Raw genomic sequence first — 24264 nt, 5'->3', positions numbered from 1 at the left:
CTACTCCGCGACCGCGGGCTCGACGTCCGCGGCGGGGATCTCCGCGACCAGTTCGGGGTGGGCGCCCTCGCCCTCGCCGACCAGTTCGACCTGGTACATGGGCTGGATGAGGGCGTGGTCCTCGGCGCGGATGGTGAGCTCTCCCTTGACGCCGTCGAAGGTCCAGCCCTCCAGGGCGTCGATGCGCTCCTGGACTTCGTCCCCGGCCCCGGCGGCGTGCACGACCATCTGCGCGGCGGTGAAGCCGTCGGGGGTGAAGAGGTCCACGGTGCCGCCCGCCTCCTCGACGGACTCCTTCATGGTCCGGGCCAGTTCGGTGTCGGAGGCGCCGTCGAAGTAGTGGGAGAGGAACGAGATGCGGCCGCCCGCCTCGCCGAAGACCGGGTAGGACGGCTTGATGTCCAGTCCGGTGACGACCTCGGTGGAGTCGAGGATGCCCTGCTGGTCCAGGGCCCGCCACATGGCGGAGGCGGTCTCGCCCGCCCAGGCGACGAAGACCAGGTCGGGTTCGGCCCGGCTGACCTGCTCGGCGAACGGGGTGAGGTCGGTGGTCTCCGGCGGGGCCAGGACGCTGTCGACGTCGGCCCCCTCGGCCCCGAGGACGTCGGTGACGGCGGCGACGTTGTCCTGGCCGAAGGCGTTCTGCTGGGCCAGGACCAGGACGTCCGCGCCCTCGGGGTCGTCCATGAAGGTTCCAGCGGTGAGGATGTCCTGGTAGGTCTGGCGCCCGGAGCGGAAGGTGTGGTCGTTGACGCCGGTGACGGCGTCGGTGGCGGCGGGCCCGGAGATGAAGAGGATGTCGTTCTGCTCGGCGAGCGGGGCGACCTGGACGGCGATGCCGGAGGCGGTGGACCCGGCGATGATGTCGTGACCGGTGCCGATGAGGTCGCGGGTGGCCGTGACCGCCTTCGTGGGGTCGCCCGCGTCGTCCATGTACTCGACCTCGATCGGGCGGCCGTCGATCTCCATCGTCCCGCCGGTGGCGTGGTCGAGTCCGGCCTCGAAGCCCTGCCGGTACTGCTCGCCGTAGGTGGCCAGGGGGCCGGTGGCGGAGTAGACGATGCCGACCCTGACGGGCGCGTCCTCGCCTCCCCCGGCGGCCTCGCCGGGGGTTCCGCAGGCGGTCACGGCGAGGACGACCGCGCAGGAGGCGGCGGTCAGGGGGGTCTTGCGCATCACTGTTCCTCCAGTCGGCACCCGCCTGTCCGACACAACCGCCCGAGCTGGGGATGGGGTGCCAACCCGAAGGTAGAACCGGAGTGATCCGTTTCACATGTAGCGGGCACATACATTCGGCCCCGGATCGGTGTACGGGGAGCCCACACGCGCCGCGCGGCCGCACGGGTGCCTCTCCTCTCCCTTGACCTCAATATTCATTGAGGTAGAAGAGTGGCCTCCGGGCGCCGCGCCGGCGCCCGCCCGGACCGGGGTCCGGGCCGCCGTAGCGAACGGGAGAAGAACCATGGCCGAGACGATCCTGGTCACCGGGGCCACGGGCAACACCGGCCGCCACGTGGTGGCGGGGCTGCTCGCGGAGGGGGTCGCCGTGCGGGCGCTCGTACGGGATCCGGGTAGGGCGCGGCTGCCCGAGGGCGTCGAGGTCGTCGAGGGAGACATCACCGACCCCGGAGCCGTGTCCGCCGCCGCCGAGGGCGCGACAGGGGCGTACCTGCTCTGGCCGGGGTACGGCACCGAGGGGATCGAGGAGACGGTGGCGGCCCTGACCGGGCACGTGCGCCGGGTCGTCTACTTCTCGGCGGTCGCGGCCGGGGAGGACGCCGACAGCGTGTGGGGGAGGGTGGAGGCCGCAGTGCGCGCCTCCGGGCGGGAGTGGACCTTCCTGCGCGTCACGGGCATGGCCACCAACACCCTGATCTGGGCCGAGCAGGTCCGCGCCGGAGCGGTCCGGGCCCCCTACGGCCCGGCCTCGCGCTCGCTGGTCCACGAGCGCGACGTCGCGGCGGTCGCCGTGCGGTCCCTGCTGGACGAGGGGCACGCGGGCAGGGCCTACACGGTGACCGGACCCGAGTCGCTGACCCAGGCCGAGCAGGTGCGGATCCTCGGGGAGGAGACGGGACAGCCGGTGCGCTGGGAGGAGCAGCCCGAGGAAGAGGCCCGCGCCGAGATCGCCGAGAGCATGGGCGCCGACTTCGCCACCGCCGGGCTCGCCTACTGGGCCTCCCTCGTCGACGCCCCCGAGCCGGTCTCGGGGGACGTCGAGGCGGTCACCGGCCGGCCCGCGCTGACCTTCCGCGCGTGGGCGCGCGAGCATGCGGCGCACTTCACCGCGGGCGCGTCGGTCTGACCTCCGGGCCCGCGCCCGGCACGCGTCGCGCCGGGCGGCCCGGTGACGGGCGCCGGGTCCGACTGGCGACGGGACCGGGAACGCCCCGGCACGGGGCGGCGGCACTCCTCAGCAGGAGCCCTTGTCCTCCCACACGCCCCACTGGTCGCCGCTCGGCGGGTAGCCCTGGATCCACCAGCGCGCCTCGTACTCGCGGCCATCGTGCTGGACACGGTCACCGGTGTCGTACACGGTGCCCTCGCTCCACTGCGGGGCGTCGCAGGAGCCGCCGCCGTCCCCGCGCCCGCGGTCGTCGTCGTCATCGCCCCGGCCGCCCCAGCCGTCCTGGTCGCCCCGGCTGTCCTGTTCCCCCTCGTCGGAGCGGGGGTCGTCCTCGTCGGAGGGGGAGGCCTCCTCCTCGGTCTCCTCCTCTTCCTCCTCCGGCTCGGGGCCGAGGGAAACGGTGAGGGAGACGGCGGCCTCCTCCGGCAGGATCGTGCCGGGTTCGGGGGTCTGCCCGCTGACCTCGCCGACGGGCGCGGTGTCGTGGTGCTCCTCGGTGACCTGCACGACCAGGCCGAGCCCGGCCAGGGCGGTCGCGGCCTCCTCCTGGCCCATACCGATCAGCGTGGGGACGATGACGCCCTCGCTCACGCTGAGCACGACCGGCTCCTCGCGGTCGCCCTCCTCGCCCGCCGCGGGCTCGGTGGACAGGACGGTGCCCGGGGGCTGGTCGGGGGAGTGCTCCTGGACGATCTCGATACCGGTGAACCCGGCCTGGCGCAGGGTCTCGCGCGCCTCGTTCTCGGTACCGCCGACCACGTCGGGAACCTCGGAGTACCGCGGCCCGGTGGAGACGTGCAGCAGGACCTCGGCTCCCCGCGCCACGTCGCTGCCGGGCGCGGGCGTGCTGTCGGCGACCGCTCCGGCGCCGACGGTGTCGCTGTAGGCGTCCTCGAAACGCACGGCCAGGTCCATGCCGAGCCCGGCCAGCCGCTCCTCGGCCTGCTCGCTGGAGGCGCCCACGAGGTCGGGCAGCGCGACGCGGTCGTCCGGGACCAGCGCCCACCCGGCCGCGAACAGGACCAGGACCAGCACGCCCGCGGTGACCAGCACGGGGACGCGCCGCCACAGCGGGACCGGTGCGGCGCGCTCCTCCCGGCGCTCCGGCGGGGCGTCGGTGATCACCGGGATGGGCCGGGTGTCGACGTCGGCGGGGTTCACCGGGGCCCCGGACAGCGACCGCAGCACCTGTTCGACCACGGTGAGGTACTGGCCCGCGTCGCGCGGGCGGTAGCGCGGGTTGGGGTCGGTGGCGTTGGCGACCAGCATGTCCAGGTCGGACGGCAGGCCGGGGATGACGGCCGAGGGCCGCAGAGGCCGGGCCTCCGGGTCCGCGGGCACGCCGGTCAACAGCGTGTACAGGAGCCGCCCGACGGCGTGCACGTCGGTACGGGTCTCGGGACCGGCGTCCTCCTCGGCGTCGAAGAGCAGGGGGAAACCGGTGACACGCACCCCTCCCTCACCGTCCACCACGACCGTGTGGGGGTCGAGCGCGCCGTGCACGACGCCCGCGCCGTGGGCGGCGTCGAGCGCGGTGAGCGTCCCGGCCACGATGGCCAGCGCCGCCTGCACCGGGTAGCGCAGCCCCCCGCCGCCCTCGCCCAGCGCCTCCGCGAGGGTGTGCCCCGACAGGTACTCGCCGACCGCGTACACGTGCTCGCCGTCGCGGCCGTGGCCGAGGACCCGGGCGATCCCCGGGTGGGACAGGCCCTCCAGGGTCTGGGCGCGGTCCAGGAACGCGTGCACGGCGCCGTGGTCGCCCACCAGCCAGGGGTGCAGCACGGTGACCGTGACGGTCTGGTCGCCGCCGAGGTCGTGTGCGACGTGGACGGTTCCCGAGGCGCCGCTGCGCAGCCGCTTTCCGAGGATGTAGCGCTCGTGCAGCGTGATGCCGAAGAGGGGATCGGGAGTGGGGGTCTCCATGGCACGGATTCTATTCCCCCGCACCCTTCCGAATCCCACGTTCCCGGGTCATATGCGGACATACGCCGAACAGTAGGGTCGACTCGCAGCATCCCTGGTACCGAAACGTTGCGAGGCCCCTGTGAACCTCCCCTCCCCCGGAACCCGCGAGGACCGCGCGGCGGGCGTCCTGCTCGGCGCCGCGTGCGGCGACGCCCTGGGCGTTCCCTACGAGTTCGGTCCGCCGCTCCCGGAGGACCGGACCCCGGAGATGGTCGGCGGCGGCCTGGGCCCCTACGCCCCGGGCGAGTACTCCGACGACACCCAGATGGCCGTGTGCATCGCCGATGCCCTGCGCGAGCACGAGGACCCGCTGTCGGCGGAGGCGCTGCGGCACACCGCGGACGCCTTCCTGCGCTGGAGGAACGAGGGCGCCACCGACATCGGCAACCAGACGGCGTGGGTGATGGGCCGAGCCGGGCACGCCTACCGGCGTCCGGAGGTGGCCGAGGTGATGGAGCGGGTCGCGGCGGAACGCTTCGCCGAGGGGGTGCCGAGTGCGGGCAACGGGTCGCTCATGCGCACGGGGCCGCTGGCCCTGGCCTACCCGGACGACCCGGAGGGCCTGGCCGCGGCGGCCGACCGCTACAGCCGCCTCACCCACGGCGACCCGCTGGCCTCCGAGGCCTGCGTGCTGTGGTGCGAGGGGATCCGGCACGCGGTCGCGCACGGCGACCTGGCGGGCGTGCGCGCGGGTCTGGAGCTGCTGCCGCCCGAGCGGCGCGCGGCGTGGGCGGCGTGGCTGGACGAGGCCGAGGAGCTCCCGCCGCGGGCCTTCAATCCCAACGGGTTCGTGGTCACCGCCCTCCAGGCGGCGTGGTCGGCCGTGGTGCGCGAGCCGGACGGGTTCGCCCCGGCGCTGCGGGCCGCCGTGCGCGCGGGCGACGACACCGACACCGTGGCCGCGATCGCCGGGGCGCTGCTCGGCGCCCGGTGGGGCGCGGGCGCGATCCCGGGGGAGTACCTGGAGGCGGTGCACGGGTGGCCCGGCTACCGGGCCGGGGACCTGGCCGAACTGGCGCTGCGGATCGCCGGGCGCCACTGAGACGGCGGTTAGCCTGGCGGTGTCCCCTCGTCGGAGGACCCCCTCCGAACGACCTTCACGACGACATCGAGGTGTGCCATGTCCGATGGGCTGAACTGGGTACGTGCGGACGAGCACCCGGAGCTGCTGGCCGACCCGGTCCTGGCCGCGGTGCGCGGCCGTGAGGACGCACGGGTGGCGCCGATCGACCCGGAGCTCGCGGACACGGCGCAGTTCTGCGAACGGTACGGGATGCCCCTGGCGACCAGCGCGAACTGCGTGGTGGTCGCGGCCAGGCGCGGCGGCGAGGTGTCCTACGCGGCGTGCATGGTGCTGGCCACCCAGCGCGCCGACGTCAACGGGGTCGTCCGCCGCCGCCTCGGCGCCCGCAAGATCTCGTTCGCGCCGATGGACGAGGCCACCGGGCTGACCGGGATGGAGTACGGCGGCATCACGCCGCTCGGCCTGCCGCAGGGGTGGCCGGTCCTGGTGGACGAGGCGGTCGCCGCCGAGGCCGAGGTCGTGGTGGGCAGCGGGGTGCGCCGCTCCAAGCTGCTGGTGCCCGGCAAGCTGCTCGCGGACCTGCCGGGCGCCGAGGTCCTGGCGCTGACCAGGTAGGGGGAGAGGCCACGCGGCCGGGCGGGGTGCCCGGCCGCGTGTCGACACGTCCACATGCGGATTCGTCGCCGCGCGGGTACGAATGTCGACAAATCGATGTGTGGTTTCGGCGTGCTCCGCCCCGGTTTGCGGCTGGTTCCGAGCTGGCACCGGGCGGTGTGCGTCCGGTGCCGCTCCCGGCGCCGGGAGCGCCGGTCAGGGGGCGGCGCCGACCTCCGCCACCCAGGCGGTCTCCACCAGCACGGTGTAGTTGTTCACCCTCGGCAGCCCCTCCTCCCCGGGCGACTCCACGGCGACCGTCTCGTGGTAGAGCGGCGTGCCCGTGTCGGCGTCGAACATGATCCTGCGCTCCAGGACGATGCCGTCCCCGGCCTCCTCCTCGACCAGGAACAGCTCGCCCTCGCGCCCTTCGCGGTCCCTGGCCGTGCCCGCGTACCGCACGTCCTCCTGCCCGGCGAGCGCGCGCAGCGCGGCGGCCTGCACCTCGGGGCCGACCGGGGCCTCCTCGTACAGCAGCTGGAGGGCGTACACGAGCCCGACCGCGGGGGAGGGGTCCCGCGTGGCCCCGGAGGCCTGGCCGCCGATCGCCAGGAGCTGCTCAGCGAGCCGGTCCGGGTCCGCGGAGAGGCTGTCGGGCTCCAAGGTGAAGAACATGCCGTTCCCGCCCTCGCCGCCGCCCCACTCGAACTCCTCGGGCCCGCTCTCGAAGAGCCACCGGAGCGGGGCGGGGTCGCCGCCCCCGTGCTCGGGGAGGCTCGGGGTGGAGACGCTGCGCCCGGACTGGTGCGGGGTGCGCCAGACCTGCTCGTCCGTCGGCAGGACGCCCCAGCCCGCCTCGCCGGTGTCGGCGTCCTGGGAGTAGGTGAAAGTCCACTCCGCGGTGTGCACGTAGGCGACTTCTCCCCCGACGGGCGGCGGGGGCTGCTCCTCGGCGGCCTCCGCCAGGGCGAGGAGGTGCTCGCGGCCCGCGGGCGCGTCGGCGGCCAGGGGGACCTCCAGCGGTGCGGGGGGCGGACCGGCGTACGCGGGCTGGACGGAGTTCCAGCCCAGGGTTCCGAGCACGGCCACGGCGGTGAACGCGGCGGCGGCGCCCAGCGCCAGGCGCGGGGCGGTGCGCCGGGGGGTCAGGCCGCGGACCCGGAGGCGGTCGCCCGAGGCGATCGCCTCGATCCTGGCGAGGTCGCGGGCCACGGGGTCGGGGCGGACGGAGGCCGCGGGGTCGTGCGCGGCGAGCATCCCGCGCACGGCTTCGGTGTCGCCGCGCAAGCCGCGGCTGGCGGGGTTACGGTTCACTTCTCCTCCACGGGAACTCGGACGTGCGTGGGGCCCGGCACAGCCGGACGCGGTGGGGGCTGGTCCCGGCCGGCCGGGGGCGAGGAGTCCAGGAAGCGCTCGATCCGGCGGCGGGCCCGGTGCAGGCGCACGCGCACGGTGGCGGTGGTGCAGCCCAGGACCCGGGCCGCCTCGGCCGGTTCCAGGCCCTCCCAGGCCAGGAGCATCACCAGTTCGCGGTCGGTGGCGCTGAGCCGGTCCAGGGCGCGCAGCGCGGCGTCCCGCTCCTCCACCTGGCGGACGGTGTCGGCCGTGCCGGGAACCTCTGCGGCGGCCTCGGCGCTGAGCACCACGCCTCGGCGGCGCTCGCCGCGCAGCCGGGTCCGGATGACGTTGCGCGCCACCCCGTAGAGCCAGGGCAGGGGCTGGTCCTTGGGCAGGCGGTCGTACCTGCGCCAGGCGACGCCGAAGGTCTCGGCGGCGACGTCGTCCGCGAGGTCCGGGCCCAGGCGGCGCACGGCGTATCGGTACACGTCGCCGTGGTAGCGCTCGAAGAACCGGGTGAACTCGCTCTTCGCGGGTTCCTCCGTGTCCGTGTCCTCACTGCTCATCGACTTCCTTCCGTGCGGTCTCACCCCCTTCTGTCCGGTGGGGCCTCCGTATTACAGCGTCGGACCGGGGTTTGCGCGCGCGGGCGCACGGGTTCTCCCGCCGGCGATCCGGGGGTCCGGGCCAGCCCTCCGCGCGGACCTGTGGAAAACGGGAGAAAGGGCAGGTGGGAAGCGGCGCAGCTCCACTGGGGCTATTTACTGACCGATCGGTCTGTAATACTGTTCGTCAGAGAGCACAGCCCGAGGAGAGGACCGTCCGGTGCCCGAAACACTCCAGAGCTACGCGCGGGGAGCATGGTTCACCCCCGCGGACGAGGGCGCGCCCCTGGCCGACGCGAACACCGGGGAGACCGTCGCCCGGATCTCGTCCGACGGCCCCGACGTCGCGGGGATGGTCGACCACGCGCGGACCGTCGGCGGCCCCGCGCTGCGCGCGCTCACCTTCCACCAGCGCGCGAACATCCTCAAGGAGGTCGCCAAGCACCTGACGGGGTACAAGGAGGAGTTCTACGCCCTCTCCCACCGGACCGGCGCGACCGCACGGGACACCGCCGTGGACGTGGACGGCGGTTTCGGCACGCTCTTCAGCTTCTCCAGCAAGGGCCGCCGCGAGCTGCCCAACTCCACCGTCATCCTGGACGGGCCCCTGGAGCCGCTCGGCAGGCAGGGCACGTTCGTGGGCCAGCACGTGTACACGTCCCGGCCGGGCGTGGCCGTGCAGATCAACGCCTTCAACTTCCCGGTGTGGGGCATGCTGGAGAAGTTCGCCCCCGCCTTCCTCGCGGGGATGCCCAGCATCGTCAAGCCCGCCGGGCAGACCGCCTACCTCACCGTCGCGGTCGTGCGGCGCATGGTCGAGTCGGGCCTGCTGCCCGAGGGCTCCCTCCAGCTCCTCGTCGGCAGCCACCGGGGCCTGCTCGACGCCCTGGGCCCGCAGGACGTCGTGGGCTTCACCGGGTCAGCCGCCACCGGCGCCATCCTGCGCAACCACCCCAACGTGGTCAGCGGAGGCGTGCAGCTCAACGTCGAGGCCGACTCCCTCAACTGCTCGATCCTCGGCCCGGACGTGACCGAGGAGGACCCCGAGTTCGACCTGTACGTCAAGCAGGTCGTCACCGAGATGACCGTCAAGGCCGGGCAGAAGTGCACCGCCATCCGCCGCGTCATCGTGCCCGCGTCGATGGCGGAGGCCGTCACCGGGGCCCTGACCGAACGCCTGGCCAGGGTGGTGGTCGGCGCGGCCGACAACCCGGACACGCGGATGGGCGCCCTGGTCTCGCTCGACCAGCGCGAGGAGGTCCGCAAGGCGGTCAAGGCCCTGCGCGCCACCAGCGAGCTCGTCTACGGCGACCCGGAGAGCGTGGAGGTGGCCGGGGCCGACGACGAGTCGGGCGCGTTCATGTCCCCGATCCTGCTGCGCGCCGAGCCCGGAGCCCGGGAGCCGCACGAGGTGGAGGCCTTCGGCCCCGTCAGCACCGTGATCACCTACGACGGCGTCGCCGAGGCCGTGGAGCTCGCGGCCCGGGGCAGCGGCAGCCTGGTGGGTTCGCTCGTCACCCGCGACCCGGACGTGGCGCGCGAGGTCGTCCTGGGGCTGGCGCCCTGGCACGGACGCATCCTGGTGCTCAACCGCGACGACGCCAAGGAGTCCACCGGCCACGGCTCCCCGCTGCCCGTACTGGTGCACGGCGGGCCCGGCCGCGCGGGCGGCGGCGAGGAGATGGGCGGCGTGCGCGGCGTCAAGCACCACATGCAGCGCACCGCCGTGCAGGCCCCGCCGGACATGGTCACCGCGATCACCGGCCACTGGACCACCGGCTCCGAGCGGACCGTGGGCGACGTGCACCCGTTCCGCAAGGACCTGTCCCAGCTGCGGATCGGCGACACGATCCGGTCGGCGGAGCGCACCGTCACCCGGGCCGACATCGACCACTTCGCCGAGTTCACCGGCGACACGTTCTACGCGCACACCGACGAGGAGGCCGCCGCCGCCAACCCGCTGTTCGGCGGGATCGTGGCGCACGGCTACCTGGTGGTGTCACTGGCGGCGGGCCTGTTCGTGGACCCGGCCCCGGGCCCGGTGCTCGCCAACTTCGGCGTGGACAACCTGCGCTTCCTCACCCCGGTGAAGGAGGACGCCACCATCCGGGTGACGCTGACCGCCAAGCAGATCACCCCGCGCACGAACGCCGACTACGGCGAGGTGCGCTGGGACGCCCTGGTCACCGACCAGGACGGCGAGGCCGTGGCCACCTACGACGTGCTCACACTGGTCGCCAAGGGCGAGGAGGGGTAGGCGCGTCCGCGCTCCCGCGCGCGGACGCGTCCGCGCGCGGGTGTGCCGGTGAGTGGACAGGTCGCCGAACAGGTATGTCGTCAAACGGACACGTCGTCAGGTGGCGCAGCAGCGAGCGGGCACGGCGGCGAACGGACATGTCGACCTCACCGACAGGCGGTGCCCCCGGCGGTGGCGTGGCCGGGGGCGCCGTCGTGTGTGCCGGGGCTCCCGGCGGGCGCCGCGGTGCGCGCGGCGGGGAGGGGCGTCCGCTGGCCCGGGAAGAAGGAGGGCGGCGGCCCTCCGGTCCCGCGCCGCCCCCGGGAAAACCGCGCGCACTCCTCCGGCGGGCGGCCCGTGAACCGGTCGGAGGAGTGCGCGGCCCCGGAGGCGGCCGTTCACTCCCCGGCGGACGGCTCCCCGTCCAGCAGCGCCGACGGGCCGGGCGGCCCGAGCCGCGCGCCCTCCCGCGCCGTCCAGTAGCGGCGCAGCACGTCCAGCACCACCGAGACCCGCAGGCCCGTGATGCCCGAGAGGCGCCCCAGGTCCGCGGAGAGGAAGTCGGCCAGCTCGGCCTCGTCGCGGAACACCGCGTGGTGGATGACGGACGAGGTCCCGGCCACGACCGAGACGTAGCGCGCTGAGGGGTGCGCACCCAGCGCGTCGGCGACGCCGCCGATCTCGCGGGGGCTGACCTCCAGGGCCAGCACCGCCTCCACGCCCATGCCCAGCAGGGCGGGTTCCACCTCCACACGGGGGCGCACCATGCGGCGCTCCAGCACGGACTGGACGAGGCGGTAGGCCGTGGACTGGCTGACCCCGAGCGCGCGGGCGACCTCTCCCGAACCGGCGCGCGCGTCGCGGTGCAGCATCCGCACCACGAGTGCCTCCTGCGCGCTCAACGGGCCACGGGGCTCCTCCGCGGCCCCGTTCTCCCCCGTGTCGGTGTAGGGGTCCAGTGCCCGGGACCGCGCGGGGTCGAGCCGGTCCAGCCGCCAGGAGTCGGCCCGGCTCACCGCCCGCAGGACCAGGTCGGACCGTGTGGCCGCCACGCCCTCCACCGAGGGGATCCCGTCGGCGAGCAGGTCCGCCGCCCGGTCGCGGCGGAAGGGGTGGACGACGCAGTAGACGTCGGACCCGCCGCTGGTCACGGCCGTGAACTGCGTCTCGGGCCGCTCCGCCAGGCGGCGGGCCACCCGCCGCGAGTGGCCGGGGGCGGTGGTGATCCACACGTGGTGGGGGTGGGCGTCGGAGAGCAGCGGCCAGTCCACCTGGCCGACCACGCGCACGGACCGCTCGGACTGGAGGCGCTGGAGCCGCCGCCCCACGGTGCTCGCCGAACTCCCCACGGCCTCGGCCAGTGCGCTGACCGGCGCCCGGGGCGCCGACTGGAGGGCGGCGACCAGGTCCATGTCGAGTTCGTCCAGCACCGCATTCGCCTCCGCCAAGACCTCAGTCATCAAATATGCCGTATCTGATGAATAATTCCACCATTTTATTGCTGCCAGTTGACATATCCATCCACCACACATGCAATGTACTGGTCAACGCAGCGAGGGAGGGGCGCCAGCCCGCCCGGACGTCAGGGAGCACGGGTGACCACGACCGATTCCACACGTCCCAGACTGCCGATGCGGCTGCTCCTGGGCTCCCTCCAGGTGATCGAGCGGGTGGGCAACAAGCTGCCCCACCCGTTCTGGCTGTTCACGATCATGGCCGGGATCGTCATCGCGCTCAGCGCCCTGCTCAACGCGCTGGGCGTCTCCGCGGTCTCACCGGTGGACGGCGAGCGCATCGCGGTCCGCAGCCTGCTCTCGCCCGAGGGCGTGCAGACCATCGTCGGCGACGCGATCGACAACTTCGCGACCTTCCCGCCGCTGGCGATCATCATCGTCGTCATGCTCGGGGTCTCGGTCGCCGAGCGCAGCGGCCTGCTCAACGCGATGCTGCGCGGCAGCGTCACCAGGGTCCCGGCCCGGTGGCTGACCTTCGCCGTGGCGCTGACCGGCATCACCGGCAGCGTCGCCTCCGACGCCGCCTACGTCGTGCTCATCCCGCTGGGCGCCCTGCTCTTCAAGGCTGCCGGCCGCAGCCCCGTCCTCGGCCTGGTCGTGGCCTTCGGGTCCGTCTCCGCCGGGTACAACGCGTCGCTGCTCATCACGCCCACCGACGCGCTCCTGGCCGCCCTGAGCACCGAGGCCGCCTCGATCATCGACCCCGGCTACACGGTCACGGCGCTGGACAACTACTTCTTCAGCGTCGTCTCCGCCGTCGTGCTCGCCGCCCTGATCACCCTCGTCACCGAGTTCCTGCTGAGCAGGGGCTCCGGGGGCCTGGCCGAGGACGGCGACGGCGAGGGAGACCGGGAGGCACAGGAGCTGGGCTCCATGACCCTCTCCGACGCCGAGCGCCGGGGACTGCGCGACGCCGGGCTGACCGTGCTGGCGGCCGTGGCGGTCCTCGCGGTGGCGCTCGTGCCCCCCGCCTCGCCCCTGCGCGGGGAGGACGGGACGGTCCTCGGCTCGCCGATCATCACCGGTGTCGCCTACGTGCTGGGCGTCCTGTTCCTGCTCGCCGGAGTCGTGTACGGGCGCGCCACGGGCACCGTGGCCTCGGCGCGGGACGTCCCCGAGGCGATGACCGCGGGGGTGCGCGACCTGGCGCCGGTGGTCGTGCTGTTCTTCGCCGCCTCGCAGTTCCTCGCCTACTTCCGCTGGACCGGGATCGGCGAGATCGTGGCCATCCGCGGCGCCGCGCTGCTGGACTCGGCGGGGGTCCACCCCCTGGTGCTCTTCCTCGGCATGATCGTGTTCTCCTCGCTGCTGAACCTGCTCATCACCAGCGGTTCGGCGCAGTGGACCCTCATCGCGCCGGTCTTCGTGCCCATGTTCATGCTGCTGGACGTGCCGCCCGAGACGACCCAGGCCGTCTACCGCATCGCCGACTCCAGCACCAACGTCATCAGCCCGATGAGCCCGTACTTCGTCATGGCGCTGGGCTTCCTCCAGCGCTACCGCCGGGACGCGGGCATCGGCACGCTGATCTCCCTGACGCTGCCGCTGTGCCTCACCGTCCTGGTCGGCTGGACCCTGCTGTTCCTGGGCTGGTGGGCGCTCGACATCCCGCTGGGACCGGGTGTCCCGGTGCGCTGACCGCGCCCCTTCCGCCCCGGACGGAACCCCCCGCCCACCGCAACGAGGAGAGTGACACATGAGCCAGACGGTGACCGCGAGGTTGGCGGACGCGGCCGAGCGCGCCCTGCCCGGCATGATCGACGACCTGCGCGCCCTGGTGGAGCTGGAGACCCCCAGCGGCGACAGGGACCTGCTGTCCGCCGGACTGGACGGCATCGAGGGGTGGCTGGCCCGGCGACTGGGCGCGCCCGAGACCCGGGTCCGCTACGACGGGGGCTCCTTCGGCGACGTGCTGGAGGTGTCCTATCCCGGCACGGGGGCGGGGACCGTGCTCTTCGTCAGCCACTACGACACCGTCTGGCCCGCCGGAACCCTGGCCGAGTGGCCCGTCACGGTCGAGGGCGACCGGTTCAGCGGCCCCGGCTGCTTCGACATGAAGGCCGGGATCGTGCAGAGCGCCTGGGCTCTGCGGCTCCTGCGCGAACTGGACCTGCCCCGGCCCGCCGTGCGGATGCTGCTCACCGGGGACGAGGAGATCGGCAGCCCCGCGTCGCGCCCGCACATCGAGCGGGCCAGCGAGGGCGTGGACCTGACCCTGGTCCTCGAACCCAGCCGGGAGGGCATGCCCAAGACCCGACGCAAGGGCATGGGGATCTTCGACGTGGACGTGCGCGGCGTGGAGTCCCACGCGGGCCTGGACCCCACAGCGGGGGCGAGCGCCGTGCACGCCCTGGCCCAGGTCGTGCCCGCGCTCACCGCCCTGTCCGCGCCGGAGCTGGGCACCACGGTGAACGTGGGCCTGGTCTCCGGGGGGACCGGGTACAACGTCGTCGCCGGGCACGCCCGCTGCGGGGTGGACGTGCGGGTGCAGGACCCCGCCGAGATGGCCCGCGTGGACGCCGGGCTGGCCGCGCTCGCCGCCGCCGACCCGCGCGTGGCGGTCCGGGTCACCGGCGGGTGGAACCGCCCTCCGATGAACCCCAACCCGCCCTCGGAGAAGGCGTTCGGCCTGCTGCGCGAGGTGGCCGGGGAACTGGGCGCATCCCTGGAGGAGGTGTCGGTGGGCGGGGCCAGCGACGCCAACTTCGTCTCCGCGCTGGGCCGCCCGGTGCTCGACGGGCTGGGCGCGGTGGGCGCCGGGCCGCACTCGCGCGACGAGCACGTCCTGGTCGGCGGGACGCCGCGCCAGGTCGCCCTGGTGGCGGGCCTGATGGAGCGGATCGCGAGCAGGTAGGGCGGCGACGCCCGCTCCCGCACGGGACGACGTGTGGACGAGTCGCCATGGGGATGAGTCTCCATGGCGACGAGTCGACACGCGGCGGTCCGACGAACGCGGGAACGACCGCTCCGGCGGCGGCCGGACCGGCACGCGGAAGGGCGCCCCGGGACACCGGGTCCCGGGACGCCCGCTCCGTCCCGGCCTACAGGCGGGCGATGGCCGCGGCCGGGTTCTCCATGGCGTCGGCGACCACGCGCATGAAGCCCGCGGCGGCCCCGCCGTCGCACACGCGGTGGTCGAAGGCGAACGACAACTGCGTGATCTTGCGGACGGTCAGCTCGCCGTCCACCACCCACGGGCGGTCCATGATCCGGCCCAGGCCCAGGATCGCCACCTGCGGGTGGTTGATGATGGCGGCGCTGCCGTCCACACGCAGCGACCCGTAGTTGTTGAGGGTGAAGGTGCCGCCGGTCATCTCGGCCCGGGAGGCCCGGCCCTCCCGGGCGGCGGCGGTGAGCCGCCGGATCTCGCCGTCCAGTTCGGCCGTGGTGAGCCGGTGCGCGCCCAGCACGGCCGGGGCGACCAGGCCCCGGTCGGTCTGCACCGCCAGACCCAGGTTGATCCCGTCGTACTGGACCAGCTCACCGCGTTCGGCGTCCACCCTGCCGTTGAGCTCGGGGTGGGCGCGCAGGCCCGCGACCACGAACCGCGCCACGTAGGACATCAGGCCGGGCCCGGAGGGGTCGGACCGGCGCAGGCGCACCAGCTCGGTCGCGTCCACGTCCACCCAGACGGTCGCCTCGGGGATCTCGCTGCGGCTGCGGGACAGCGACGCCGCCACGCTGCGGCGGAACCCGCTCATGGCCACGCGCCGGGACTCGGCCAGTCCCGTGCGGGCGTCCACGCCACCGGTCGCGACGGGCCCCGGCCCGGCGGCGGGAGCGGCGGAGTCGGCGGCGGGGACCCGCGCGGCCTCGATCGCCTCACGTACGTCGCGTCGGGTGATGAGTCCGCCCGGGCCGCTTCCGGGAACCTCGGAGATCCGCAGCCCCGCCTCGCGGGCCATCTGCCTCACCAGGGGCGAGGTGACCAGAGGCGGACGCGCGGCCGCAGCGGCCGGCGCGGCGGAGGCCTGCGCTGCGGAAACCGGTGTGGCGGCCGGGGCGACGGAGGCCGGCGCGGCGGGCTGCGCCGGGCGCGCGGGCGGACGCTCACGCGGACGCCGACGGCGCCCGGAGGCCGCCGCCTCCGGCGTCCCGTAGCCGATCAGCACGTTGCCCGATCCCGTTCCGGCGCGCTCCTCCTCGCGGTAGCGCTCCCCCTCGGCCGACACCTTCGCGGCGGCCCCGGAACCGGACGCGGCCCCGACCCCGGAACCGTCGGTCACGCTGATCAGGGGGCGCCCGACCTCCATGACCCGGCCCTCCTCGCCGTGCAGCTCGCTGACGGTGCCCGCGAAGGGGGAGGGGACCTCCACGATCGACTTGGCGGTCTCCACCTCCACGATCGGCTGGTCCACGGCCACGGTGTCGCCGACGGCCACGAGCCAGCGCACCACCTCGGCCTCGGTGAGCCCCTCGCCCAGGTCGGGAAGGTCGAAGGTCTGCGTCGTCACTGGTCCTCCCACTGAAGGTCGTCGACGGCGTCCAGGATCCGGTCCACGCCCGGGAGCTGGAAGCGCTCCAGCTTCGGCGGCGGGAAGGGGATGTCGAAGCCGGTGACGCGGCGCACCGGCGCGGCCAGGGAGTGGAAGCAGCGCTCGGTCACCCGCGCGACGATCTCCGAGGCGACGCTGGCGTATCCGCTGGCCTCGGCGACCACGACGGCGCGTCCGGTGGAGCGGACCGCCTCGCACACGGTGGCGTCGTCGAAGGGGACGAGGGAGCGCACGTCCACCACCTGGAGGCTGCGGCCCTCCTGGGCGGCGGCCTCGGCCGCCTCCAGCGCGGTGGGCACCGAGGGGCCGTAGGCGATGAGGGTGGCGTCGGTGCCGGGGCGGCGCACCACGGCGCGACCGATGGGCGGCTCGGGCGCGGACAGGTCGACCTCGTCCTTGCCCCAGTAGAGCTTCTTGGGCTCCATGAACACGACCGGGTCGTCGGAGGCGATCGCCTCGCGCAGCAGGAAGTAGGCGTCGGCGGGCGTGGACGGGGTGACCACGGTCAGGCCGGGCGTGTGGGCGTAGTAGGCCTCGGAGGAGTCGCAGTGGTGCTCGACGCCGCCGATCCCGCCCGCGTAGGGGACGCGGATGACCATGGGCAGCCCGACCCGGCCGCGGGTGCGGTTGCGCGTCTTGGCCACGTGGCTGACGATCTGCTCGAAGGCCGGGTAGGCGAACGCGTCGAACTGCATCTCCACCACGGGACGCATACCGTTCATCGCCATGCCGACGGCCATGCCCACGATCCCGGACTCGGCGAGCGGGGTGTCGAAGCAGCGGTCCTCGCCGAACTCGGCGGTGAGGCCGTCGGTGATGCGGAAGACGCCGCCGAGGGGGCCGACGTCCTCGCCGAAGACGTACACCGCCGGGTCCTCGGCCATGGCGTCGCGCAGGGCCCGGTTGAGGGCCTGGGCCATGGAGAGCTTGGTGGGGTCGGTCGCCATGTCAGTTGCCCTCTCTGCTCAGTTCGTCGGCCAGGAAGGCGGCCTGCTCGTCCAGCTGCGGCGTGGGGGTCGCGAACACGTGCGCGAACAGTTCGGCGGGTTCGGGGTCGGTGTCCCTGGTGACGCCCTCGCGCATGGCGGCGGCCACGGCCTCCGCGTCCTCGGCGATGCGCGCCTTGCGGGCCTTGGTGAGGACGCGCTTCCTGGTGAGGTAGGCCTCCATGCGCAGCAGGGGGTCGCGGGCCTCCCAGGGGTCGACCTCCTCCTGGGTGCGGTACCGGGTGGCGTCGTCGGCGTTGGTGTGCGCCTGCATGCGGTAGGTGTGCGCCTCCACGAGCTGGGGGCCCTCGCCCGCCCGCGCGGCGGCCACGGCCCGGTCCAGCACGGCGAGCACCGCGGGGGTGTCGTTGCCGTCCACCCGTTCCCCGTTCACCCCGTAGCCGACGCCCTTGTGGGCGAGCGAGGGGGCGGCGGTCTGGCGGGCCAGGGGGACGGAGATGGCGTACTCGTTGTTCTGCACGAAGAAGACCACCGGAGCCCGGAACACCGCCGCGAAGTTCAGCGCCTCGTGGAAGTCGCCCTCGCTGGTGGCGCCGTCGCCGCACATCGCCATGACCACGGTGTCCTCACCGCGCAGGCGGGCGGCGTGCGCGACGCCCACCGCGTGCAGGAGCTGGGTGGCCAGCGGCGTGGCCTGCGGGGCCACGCGGTGCGCGTAGGGGTCGTAGCCCGAGTGCCAGTCGCCCTTGAGCAGGGTGAGCACCTGCACCGGGTCCACCCCGCGCGCGACCACGGCGGCGGTGTCGCGGTAGGTCGGGAAGAGCCAGTCGCCCTCCGCCAGGGCCAGGGCCGCGCCCGTCTGGCAGGCCTCCTGCCCGTGCGAGGAGGGGTACACGGCCAGGCGGCCCTGCCGCACGAGGGCGCTGGCCTGGTCGTTGACGCGGCGGCCGATCACCAGGGAGGTGTACGCGGCGAGCAGCCGCTCCCGGTCCGGGAACGGCAGGGCGGCCCCGTCCACCGGGCTTCCGGTCTCGTCGAGCAGCCGGACCGGCTGCTCGGAGGGGAGAAGGTCCCGGTCATCAGCCATGGCGCCAGCCTCCTGTGTCAGAAAGATGTGTTCAGACACATGGTGCTGTTCATTGCCATCTGTTCGCCACAAACGCACAAAAATCAAGAAAACGTCGAGGATTTCACGCAGAATAATGGCCAAACGACCAATCGTGTGACCCAGAACACCCACCGGCGTGGACAAGTGGCCCGCGCCACCGCGCCGCGTCTGCGCGCGGGCGCGAAGCGGCGCCGAGGTGGTTAGCCTGGGGCGGTACCGAGCCGCTGCGCACACCACACCACCGGGAGAGAGGGGGCCTCGTGAGCGACGAGCGCGAGAACCTGGACTACGGGCTCTTCGGCACCGCGATCCGCGACCTGGCCCACGCGATCGCCGACGACGGGTTCGAACCCGACATGATCCTCTCCATCGCGCGCGGCGGCCTCTTCGTGGCCGGCGGTCTGGGATACGCGCTGGACGTGAAGAACCTGCACGTGATGAACGTGGAGTTCTACACCGGGGTCGGCACCACCCTCGACATGCCCGTCATGCTCCCCCCGGTGCCCAACGCGGTCGACCTCAGCAGCAAGAGGGTCCTGGTCGCCGACGACGTCGCGGACACCGGCAGAACGCTCAGGCTCGTCCACGACTTCTGCGCCGAGCACGTCGCCGAGGTCCGCAGCGCGGTCATCTACGAGAAGCCGCGGTCCCTGGTCAAGTGCGAGTACGTGTGGCGGCACACCGACCGGTGGATCAACTTCCCCTGGTCGGTGGAACCCCCGGTGGTCAGCCGCCCGGACCAGGTCCGCGACGCCTGACCGCACCCGGCCGCCCCGACCGCCGCACGGCCGTCCTCCCCCCTCGCCCGAGCCGCGGAGAGGGGGGAGGACGGCCGCTCCTCAGTCCCCGGCCGACCGGGCCCGCGGGACGGCGGCCGCGTCGGCGCCCCTGCGCTCCGCCTCCCGCTCGGCCAGCCTGCGGCGCTGCGGCACCACCGTGTACTTGGGGTCGGCCACGGACTGCTTACCCGCCTGGAAGACGCCCAGCCGTGTGCACGCGGAACCGGCCAGCAGGGCGGCGCCGCTCACCGCGGAGGCCACCCGGCTGCGGCGGCCCAGCACCGCGCCGGCCGCCCCGGCAAGGGTGAGCGTCCGGGCCGCACGCATGAGGGCGCCCGCCCTGCCCTGCCGGTAGGGCTCGCCGGACAGCCCCATCCCGCGCTCCATGGCGCTGGACACCGCCGTCTCCACCAGGGCGCCGCCCACGGCGGCGCGGCGCGCGGGACCGCTCTGCGCCAGGGGCGCGGTGACCAGGCCCATCCCGCCCGCGGCCGCGGCCGCGGAGGAGGCGAACACGAACGGCATGTACCGGTAGCCGTCGTGCCAGGACGGCACCGCGGTGTCGCACACCAGCGGCGCCGTGTAGGTGGCCACCAGCGGCCCCACCGCCCCGGCGCCCAGGGTGGCCGCCAGACCGATCCGCGGGAACCACCCGGTGGCGGAGGTCACCGCCGCGACCCCGGCGAGGGGGCCGTAGGTCATGAGGATCCAGGACCCGACGCTCATCGGCGAGGTCGGCTTGACCACCCGCAGCATGTTGAGGAAGCGCTCGGGGCGCCCCAGGTCGTGGATGAGCGCGGCCGTCGAACCGGAGATCGCGCCCAGGGCCGTGTACTTGAGGGGGCGGGCCAGCTCCGGGCGGCCGGTCAGCTCGGCGCCGGCGGCCAGCACCGACGAGGCCCCGGCGAGCCCGCCCAGGAACAGGTAGCCGCCGATGTCGGAGGCCTTCCACACGATCTGGTTGAGGACCGGCCTGCCGTAGTAGGAGCGGAACTCGGCGTCGGGCACCCGAGTGGGCTCGCCGCGCCCCCTCCTCCTGCGCCGCCCCTCCCCGTGTTCGCGGCGCTGCTCCTCCCCGACGACGTCGGCGGCCCCCGTGACGGCCTCCCGTCCGGGGCGCTGCCCGCGCACGCCCTCCTTGGTCACGTCCGACGAACTCATCAGCGCCTCCCCACGAACGTCGCGGCCGCTCCGACCACCAGCGCCGCCGCCGCGACACCGGCGTGCCGCCACATCGACGGCAGGTCCCGGGTGGTCACCACCGGGTCCGGCGGCAGCCCGTAGACCTCGGGCTCGTCCAGCAGCAGGAAGAACGCGCCCGCGCCGTCCACCCCGTTGTCGGGGTCCTCGCCGTACAGGCGGGCGGAGGACACCCCGGCCTCGTGCAGGTCGGCCACCCGAGCCTCCGCGCGCGCACGCAGTTCGTCGAGGTTGCCGAACTGGATCGAGTCGGTGGGGCAGGCCTTGGCGCAGGCGGGCTCCAGGCCGTCGCCGATCCGGTCGTAGCACAGGGTGCACTTCCAGACCCGGCCGTCCTCCTCGCGCTTGTCGATGACCCCGTAGGGGCAGGCCGGAACGCAGTACCCGCAGCCGTTGCAGATGTCCTCCTGCACCACCACCGTGCCGAACTCGGTGCGGAACAGCGAGCCGGTCGGGCACACGTCCAGGCAGGCGGCGCTGGTGCAGTGCTTGCACACGTCCGAGGACATCAGCCAGCGGAACTCGCCGCGCTCGTCGGCCCCCGTGGCGGCGCCGGGCAGCTCGAAGGACGGCATGCCCAGGTCCACGGCCCCGGGGCGGCCCACGCCCGGGTCCTGGTGGCCCAGCGGCTCGCGCTGTTCGACGAAGGCCACGTGCCGCCACGTGTCCGCGCTCAGTCCGCCGCTGTTGTCGAACGACATGGACGTGAAGTCCAGGCCGTCCTCGGGGACCATGTTCCACTCCTTGCAGGCGACCTCGCAGGCCTTGCAGCCGATGCACACACTCGTGTCGGTGAAGAAGCCGACCCTCTCGTGCCTGCCGTCCCCGTTGCTCTCCGCGGACACGCTCACACCTCCAGTCCCGTCTGTTCCGTGATTCCGGCCCGCTCCCGGTACTCGCGCACCAGGTCGAGGCGCTCGGCGCCCCGGGGCCTGCGTCCCGGCCGGATGTCGGCCGTGATCGCCTTGACCTCCTGGATGTGCACGTTGGGGTCGAGCGCGATGGGCATCAGCTCGTTGACCGCGTCCCCGGTCGAGTACCCGTTGGGCCCCCAGTGGTAGGGCATCCCGATCTGGTGGACCACCCGTCCCTGCACCCGCAGCGGCGCCATCCGGTCGGTGACCATGACCCGGGCCTCGATGGCGTTGCGCGCCGTGACGACGGTGGCCCAGCCGCCGTGCTCCAGGCCGCGCTCCTCGGCCAGCTCGGGCCCCACCTCGCAGAAGAACTCGGGCTGGAGTTCGGCCAGGTAGGGCGTCCACCTGCTCATCCCGCCCGCGGTGAAGTGCTCGGTGAGCCGGTAGGTCGTCACCACGTACGGGAAGACGTCGGACCCGGGCGTGCCGGGGGCGGGGTGGTACCGGTTGTACTCGTGCGGGTACAGCAGGCGCGTCGGGTTGCGCTGGTGCCCGTACAGCGGGTTCTCGAACGGGGTGTCCTGCGGCTCGTAGTGCGTGGGCATCGGGCCGTCGTTGAGGCCCGCGGGCGCGTACAGCCACCCCTTGCCGTCGGCCTGCATGATGAAGGCGTCCCGACCGGTCAGCGCCGCGACGCCCTCGGCGTCCTCCTCGGGCTCGTAGTCGGGCGCCTTGCGGTTCTCGAAGTCGGGGGTGTCGTGCCCGACCCAGCGCCCCTGCTCCGCGTCCCACCACACGAGGCTCTTGCGGGGGCTCCAGGGCTCCCCGTTCTCGTCGGCGGAGGCGCGGTTGTACAGGACGCGCCGGTTGTCCGGCCACGCCCAGGCCCACTCCCCGGCGATCCAGTCCTGTTCGGTGTGGGGCTTCCTGCGCGCCGCCTGGTTGACCCCGTCCTTGAAGACGCCGCAGTAGATCCAGCAGCCGCACGAGGTCGACCCGTCGTCGCGCAGCTCGGTGTAGACGGTGAGCGGACGGCCCTCGGCGTCGTGTCCGTTGATCTCGCGCAGGACCGCGGCGGCGTCGGGCTCGCCGTCCTCCTCCAGGGGGTAGTCCCAGGTGAGGTCGAGGACGGGGCGGTCCTTGGGGTCCTCGGAGCCGGCGAGGATGCCGCGGATCTCGCGGCCCAGGTGGTAAATGAACCACAGGTCGCTGCGCTGGTCCCCGCTCGGGCTGACGGCCCGGTCGTGCCACTGGAGCAGCCGGTTGGTGTTGGTGAAGGTGCCCGACTTCTCGGTGTGCGCGGCGGCCGGGAAGAAGAACACCTCGGTGCCGATGTCCTCGGTGCGCATCTCGCCGGACTCGATCTCCGGCCCGTCCTTCCACCAGGTGGCGCTCTCGATCAGTGAGAAGTCGCGCACGACCAGCCAGTCCAGCTCGGCCATGCCCATGCGCTGGGCCCTGCTGTTGGCCGAGCCCACGGCGGGGTTCTCGCCCATGAGGAAGTAGCCCTTGCACTTTCCGGCGATCTGCCCCATCACGGTGTCGTAGTGGCTGTGGGATCCGGTGAGCCGGGGCAGGTGGTCGAAGCAGTAGTCGTTCTCGGCCGTCGCGTGCTCGCCCCACCACGCCTTGAGCAGGCTGACGGTGTAGGCCTCCATCCCGTCCCAGAACCCCTTCCTGGGGTTGCCGGCGGCCATGATGTAGGTCTCCAGGGACTGCTCCTCGTGGGCGTGGGGCATCGGCAGGTAGCCCGGGAGCAGGTCGAACAGGGTGGGCACGTCGCTGGAGCCCTGGATGCTGGCGTGCCCGCGCAGCGCCTGGATGCCTCCCCCCGGGCGGCCGATGTTGCCCAGCAGCAGCTGGAGGATGGAGGCGGCCCGGATGTACTGGGAGCCGACCGTGTGCTGCGTCCAGCCCACGGCGTAGCAGAAGGCGCTGGTGCGGTCCCGGCCGGAGTTCTCGGTGAGGTGGTCGCACACCCTCCGGAAGGTCTCCTTCGGAATACCGCAGACCTCCTCGACCAGCTCCGGCGTGTAGCGCGCGTAGTGGCGTTTGAGGACCTGGAACACGCAGCGCGGGTCGGTGAGCGTCGGGTCCTCCCTGGGCTTGCACCGGATGACCGCGCCTCCCGACCCCTGCTGCTCGGGCCGTCCGGAGCGGCCGGTGCCGAGGTTCTCCTCCAGCCGCTCCCTGAACAGCTGGTTGCGGTTGCCGGAGGCGGCGGCGACCTCGGCGCCCTCGTAGCTCCAGGTGCTGGCGTCGTAGCTCTTGTCCTTCTCCGAGAAGCCGGAGAACAGGCCGTCCAGGTCCTCGGTGTCCTGGAAGTCCTCTCCGACGATCGTGGCGGCGTTGGTGAAGGCGCGCACGTAGTCGAGGAAGTACTTCTCCTCGGTGAGGACGTGGTTGATGATCGCGCCGAGGAAGGCGATGTCGGTGCCGGCGCGGATGGGCACGTGCATGTCGGCGAGCGCGCTGGTGCGGCTGAACCGGGGGTCGACGTGGATGACCACCGCGCCGCGGGCCTTGGCCTCCATGACCCACTGGAAGCCGACCGGGTGGGCCTCGGCGAAGTTGGAGCCCTCGATGACGATGCAGTCGGAGTTCTGCAGGTCCTGGAGGAACATGGTCGCCCCGCCGCGCCCGAAGGACGTCCCGAGCCCGGCGACCGTGGAGCTGTGGCACACGCGGGCCTGGTTCTCCACCTGGACGACGCCGAGCGCGGTCAGGAGCTTCTTGATGAGGTAGTTCTCCTCGTTGTCCAGCGTGGCGCCGCCGAGGCTGGCGATCCCCAGCGTGCGGTTCACCTGTTGCCCCTTGTGCTCCCGCTCCCAGGTCTGCTCGCGTGTGCGGACCACGCGGTGGGCGACCATCCGCATGGCGGTGTCGAGGTCGAGTTCCTCCCATTCGGTGCCGTACGGGCGCCGGTACAGGACCCTCTCCTCGCGCGCGGAGCCGGTGGTGAGCTGGAGGCTGGCCGACCCCTTGGGGCACAGCCGCCCGCGGCTGATCGGCGAGTCCGGGTCACCCTCGATCTGGACGACCTTCTCGTCCTTGACGTAGACGTTCTGCCCGCACCCCACCGCGCAGTAGGGGCAGACCGACTTCACGACCCGGTCGGCCTCCTCGGTGCGGGACCTGAGGTTCTCCGACCGGCGGGATTTCGCGGCGGCCCCGCGCCCCGTCGGGTCGTCCCCCGTGAACTGCCGGTACACCGGCCACGACTCGATCCACGTGCGTACGCCCATGCTCGCCTC

19 protein-coding genes are annotated in these 24264 nt (G+C 73.4%); 8 read left to right on the top strand and 11 right to left on the bottom strand.

The window, feature by feature from the left end:
• Complete coding sequence (locus G011_RS0117180) at positions 1-1176, bottom strand: substrate-binding domain-containing protein (RefSeq protein WP_019609565.1); 1176 nt, start codon at positions 1174-1176, stop codon at positions 1-3.
• Positions 1177-1462: 286 nt separating this feature from the next.
• On the opposite strand from G011_RS0117180, the gene G011_RS0117175 reads away from it, so the two are divergent.
• Entirely contained in the window at positions 1463-2305 is an 843-nt protein-coding gene (locus G011_RS0117175; RefSeq protein ID WP_019609564.1) for an SDR family oxidoreductase, read from the top strand.
• A 108-nt stretch (positions 2306-2413) separates the two neighbouring features.
• Here the strand turns inward: G011_RS0117175 and G011_RS0117170 are convergent, their stop codons facing one another.
• Positions 2414-4270 carry a PASTA domain-containing protein gene (locus tag G011_RS0117170; RefSeq protein WP_019609563.1) on the bottom strand — a complete coding sequence of 619 codons (1857 nt, stop codon included), beginning with the start codon at positions 4268-4270 and terminating at the stop codon, positions 2414-2416.
• Between the two features lie 121 nt (positions 4271-4391).
• On the opposite strand from G011_RS0117170, the gene G011_RS0117165 reads away from it, so the two are divergent.
• Both G011_RS0117165 and G011_RS0117160 read left to right on the top strand, forming a co-directional pair.
• The gene (locus G011_RS0117165; protein WP_019609562.1) at positions 4392-5354 is read left to right on the top strand and encodes an ADP-ribosylglycohydrolase family protein; all 963 of its coding nucleotides are present in this window, start codon (positions 4392-4394) and stop codon (positions 5352-5354) included.
• Positions 5355-5432: 78 nt separating this feature from the next.
• Complete coding sequence (locus tag G011_RS0117160) at positions 5433-5951, top strand: YbaK/EbsC family protein (RefSeq protein ID WP_019609561.1); 519 nt, start codon at positions 5433-5435, stop codon at positions 5949-5951.
• Positions 5952-6146: 195 nt separating this feature from the next.
• On the opposite strand, the gene G011_RS0117155 is transcribed toward G011_RS0117160, so the two are convergent.
• Both G011_RS0117155 and G011_RS0117150 read right to left on the bottom strand, forming a co-directional pair.
• Positions 6147-7244, bottom strand: coding sequence for a CU044_5270 family protein (locus tag G011_RS0117155; protein ID WP_026338390.1), 1098 nt, complete (start codon positions 7242-7244; stop codon positions 6147-6149).
• Positions 7241-7834, bottom strand: coding sequence for an RNA polymerase sigma factor (locus G011_RS0117150; protein WP_019609559.1), 594 nt, complete (start codon positions 7832-7834; stop codon positions 7241-7243). Before G011_RS0117150 ends, G011_RS0117155 begins: the two co-directional genes overlap by 4 nt.
• A 259-nt stretch (positions 7835-8093) precedes the next feature.
• Here G011_RS0117150 and paaZ point away from each other — a divergent pair, with 259 nt between their 5' ends.
• Positions 8094-10130, top strand: a complete 2037-nt coding sequence (paaZ, locus tag G011_RS0117145; protein ID WP_019609558.1) for a phenylacetic acid degradation bifunctional protein PaaZ — start codon at positions 8094-8096, stop codon at positions 10128-10130.
• 377 nt (positions 10131-10507) lie between these two features.
• On the opposite strand, the gene G011_RS0117140 is transcribed toward paaZ, so the two are convergent.
• Positions 10508-11569, bottom strand: coding sequence for an Lrp/AsnC family transcriptional regulator (locus G011_RS0117140; RefSeq protein WP_231391513.1), 1062 nt, complete (start codon positions 11567-11569; stop codon positions 10508-10510).
• 171 nt (positions 11570-11740) lie between these two features.
• Here G011_RS0117140 and G011_RS0117135 point away from each other — a divergent pair, with 171 nt between their 5' ends.
• Positions 11741-13261, top strand: a complete 1521-nt coding sequence (locus tag G011_RS0117135; RefSeq protein WP_019609556.1) for an AbgT family transporter — start codon at positions 11741-11743, stop codon at positions 13259-13261.
• Between the two features lie 58 nt (positions 13262-13319).
• Positions 13320-14477: a M20 family metallopeptidase gene (locus G011_RS0117130; protein ID WP_019609555.1), complete on the top strand. Its 1158-nt coding sequence runs from the start codon at positions 13320-13322 to the stop codon at positions 14475-14477.
• 187 nt (positions 14478-14664) lie between these two features.
• Here the strand turns inward: G011_RS0117130 and G011_RS0117125 are convergent, their stop codons facing one another.
• The 3 genes from G011_RS0117125 to pdhA are packed head-to-tail and all read right to left on the bottom strand — an operon-like array spanning position 14665 to position 18153.
• Entirely contained in the window at positions 14665-16077 is a 1413-nt protein-coding gene (locus G011_RS0117125; protein WP_019609554.1) for a dihydrolipoamide acetyltransferase family protein, read from the bottom strand.
• Positions 16074-17066 carry an alpha-ketoacid dehydrogenase subunit beta gene (locus G011_RS0117120; protein WP_019609553.1) on the bottom strand — a complete coding sequence of 331 codons (993 nt, stop codon included), beginning with the start codon at positions 17064-17066 and terminating at the stop codon, positions 16074-16076. The genes G011_RS0117125 and G011_RS0117120 overlap by 4 nt, the downstream gene beginning before the upstream one ends.
• 1 nt (position 17067) lies before the next feature.
• Positions 17068-18153: a pyruvate dehydrogenase (acetyl-transferring) E1 component subunit alpha gene (gene pdhA / locus G011_RS0117115; RefSeq protein WP_019609552.1), complete on the bottom strand. Its 1086-nt coding sequence runs from the start codon at positions 18151-18153 to the stop codon at positions 17068-17070.
• Positions 18154-18192: 39 nt separating this feature from the next.
• Here pdhA and G011_RS31815 point away from each other — a divergent pair, with 39 nt between their 5' ends.
• Together G011_RS31815 and G011_RS0117110 are read left to right on the top strand one after the other, a co-directional pair.
• Positions 18193-18378 carry a hypothetical protein gene (locus G011_RS31815; RefSeq protein ID WP_155979794.1) on the top strand — a complete coding sequence of 62 codons (186 nt, stop codon included), beginning with the start codon at positions 18193-18195 and terminating at the stop codon, positions 18376-18378.
• A gap of 56 nt (positions 18379-18434) precedes the next feature.
• A complete protein-coding gene (locus G011_RS0117110; protein ID WP_013151083.1) occupies positions 18435-18932 on the top strand; it encodes a phosphoribosyltransferase in 498 nt (165 codons plus the stop codon).
• 81 nt (positions 18933-19013) lie between these two features.
• On the opposite strand, the gene nrfD is transcribed toward G011_RS0117110, so the two are convergent.
• From nrfD to fdh, 3 genes are read right to left on the bottom strand one after another with little or no spacing between them, the layout of a single operon-like run.
• Complete coding sequence (gene nrfD, locus G011_RS0117105) at positions 19014-20114, bottom strand: NrfD/PsrC family molybdoenzyme membrane anchor subunit (protein WP_019609551.1); 1101 nt, start codon at positions 20112-20114, stop codon at positions 19014-19016.
• Positions 20114-21004: a 4Fe-4S dicluster domain-containing protein gene (locus G011_RS0117100; protein WP_019609550.1), complete on the bottom strand. Its 891-nt coding sequence runs from the start codon at positions 21002-21004 to the stop codon at positions 20114-20116. The genes nrfD and G011_RS0117100 overlap by 1 nt, the downstream gene beginning before the upstream one ends.
• Complete coding sequence (gene fdh / locus G011_RS0117095; protein WP_019609549.1) at positions 21001-24255, bottom strand: formate dehydrogenase; 3255 nt, start codon at positions 24253-24255, stop codon at positions 21001-21003. The genes G011_RS0117100 and fdh overlap by 4 nt, the downstream gene beginning before the upstream one ends.
• Positions 24256-24264: the final 9 nt, after the last annotated feature.

The sequence above is a fragment of the Nocardiopsis sp. CNS-639 genome, from assembly GCF_000381685.1.
In the GTDB taxonomy this organism is placed as follows: Bacteria; Actinomycetota; Actinomycetes; order Streptosporangiales; family Streptosporangiaceae; genus Nocardiopsis; species Nocardiopsis dassonvillei.
Note: the sequence above shows the minus strand (reverse complement) of the source record. Positions and strands in the feature narration are given on the sequence as shown.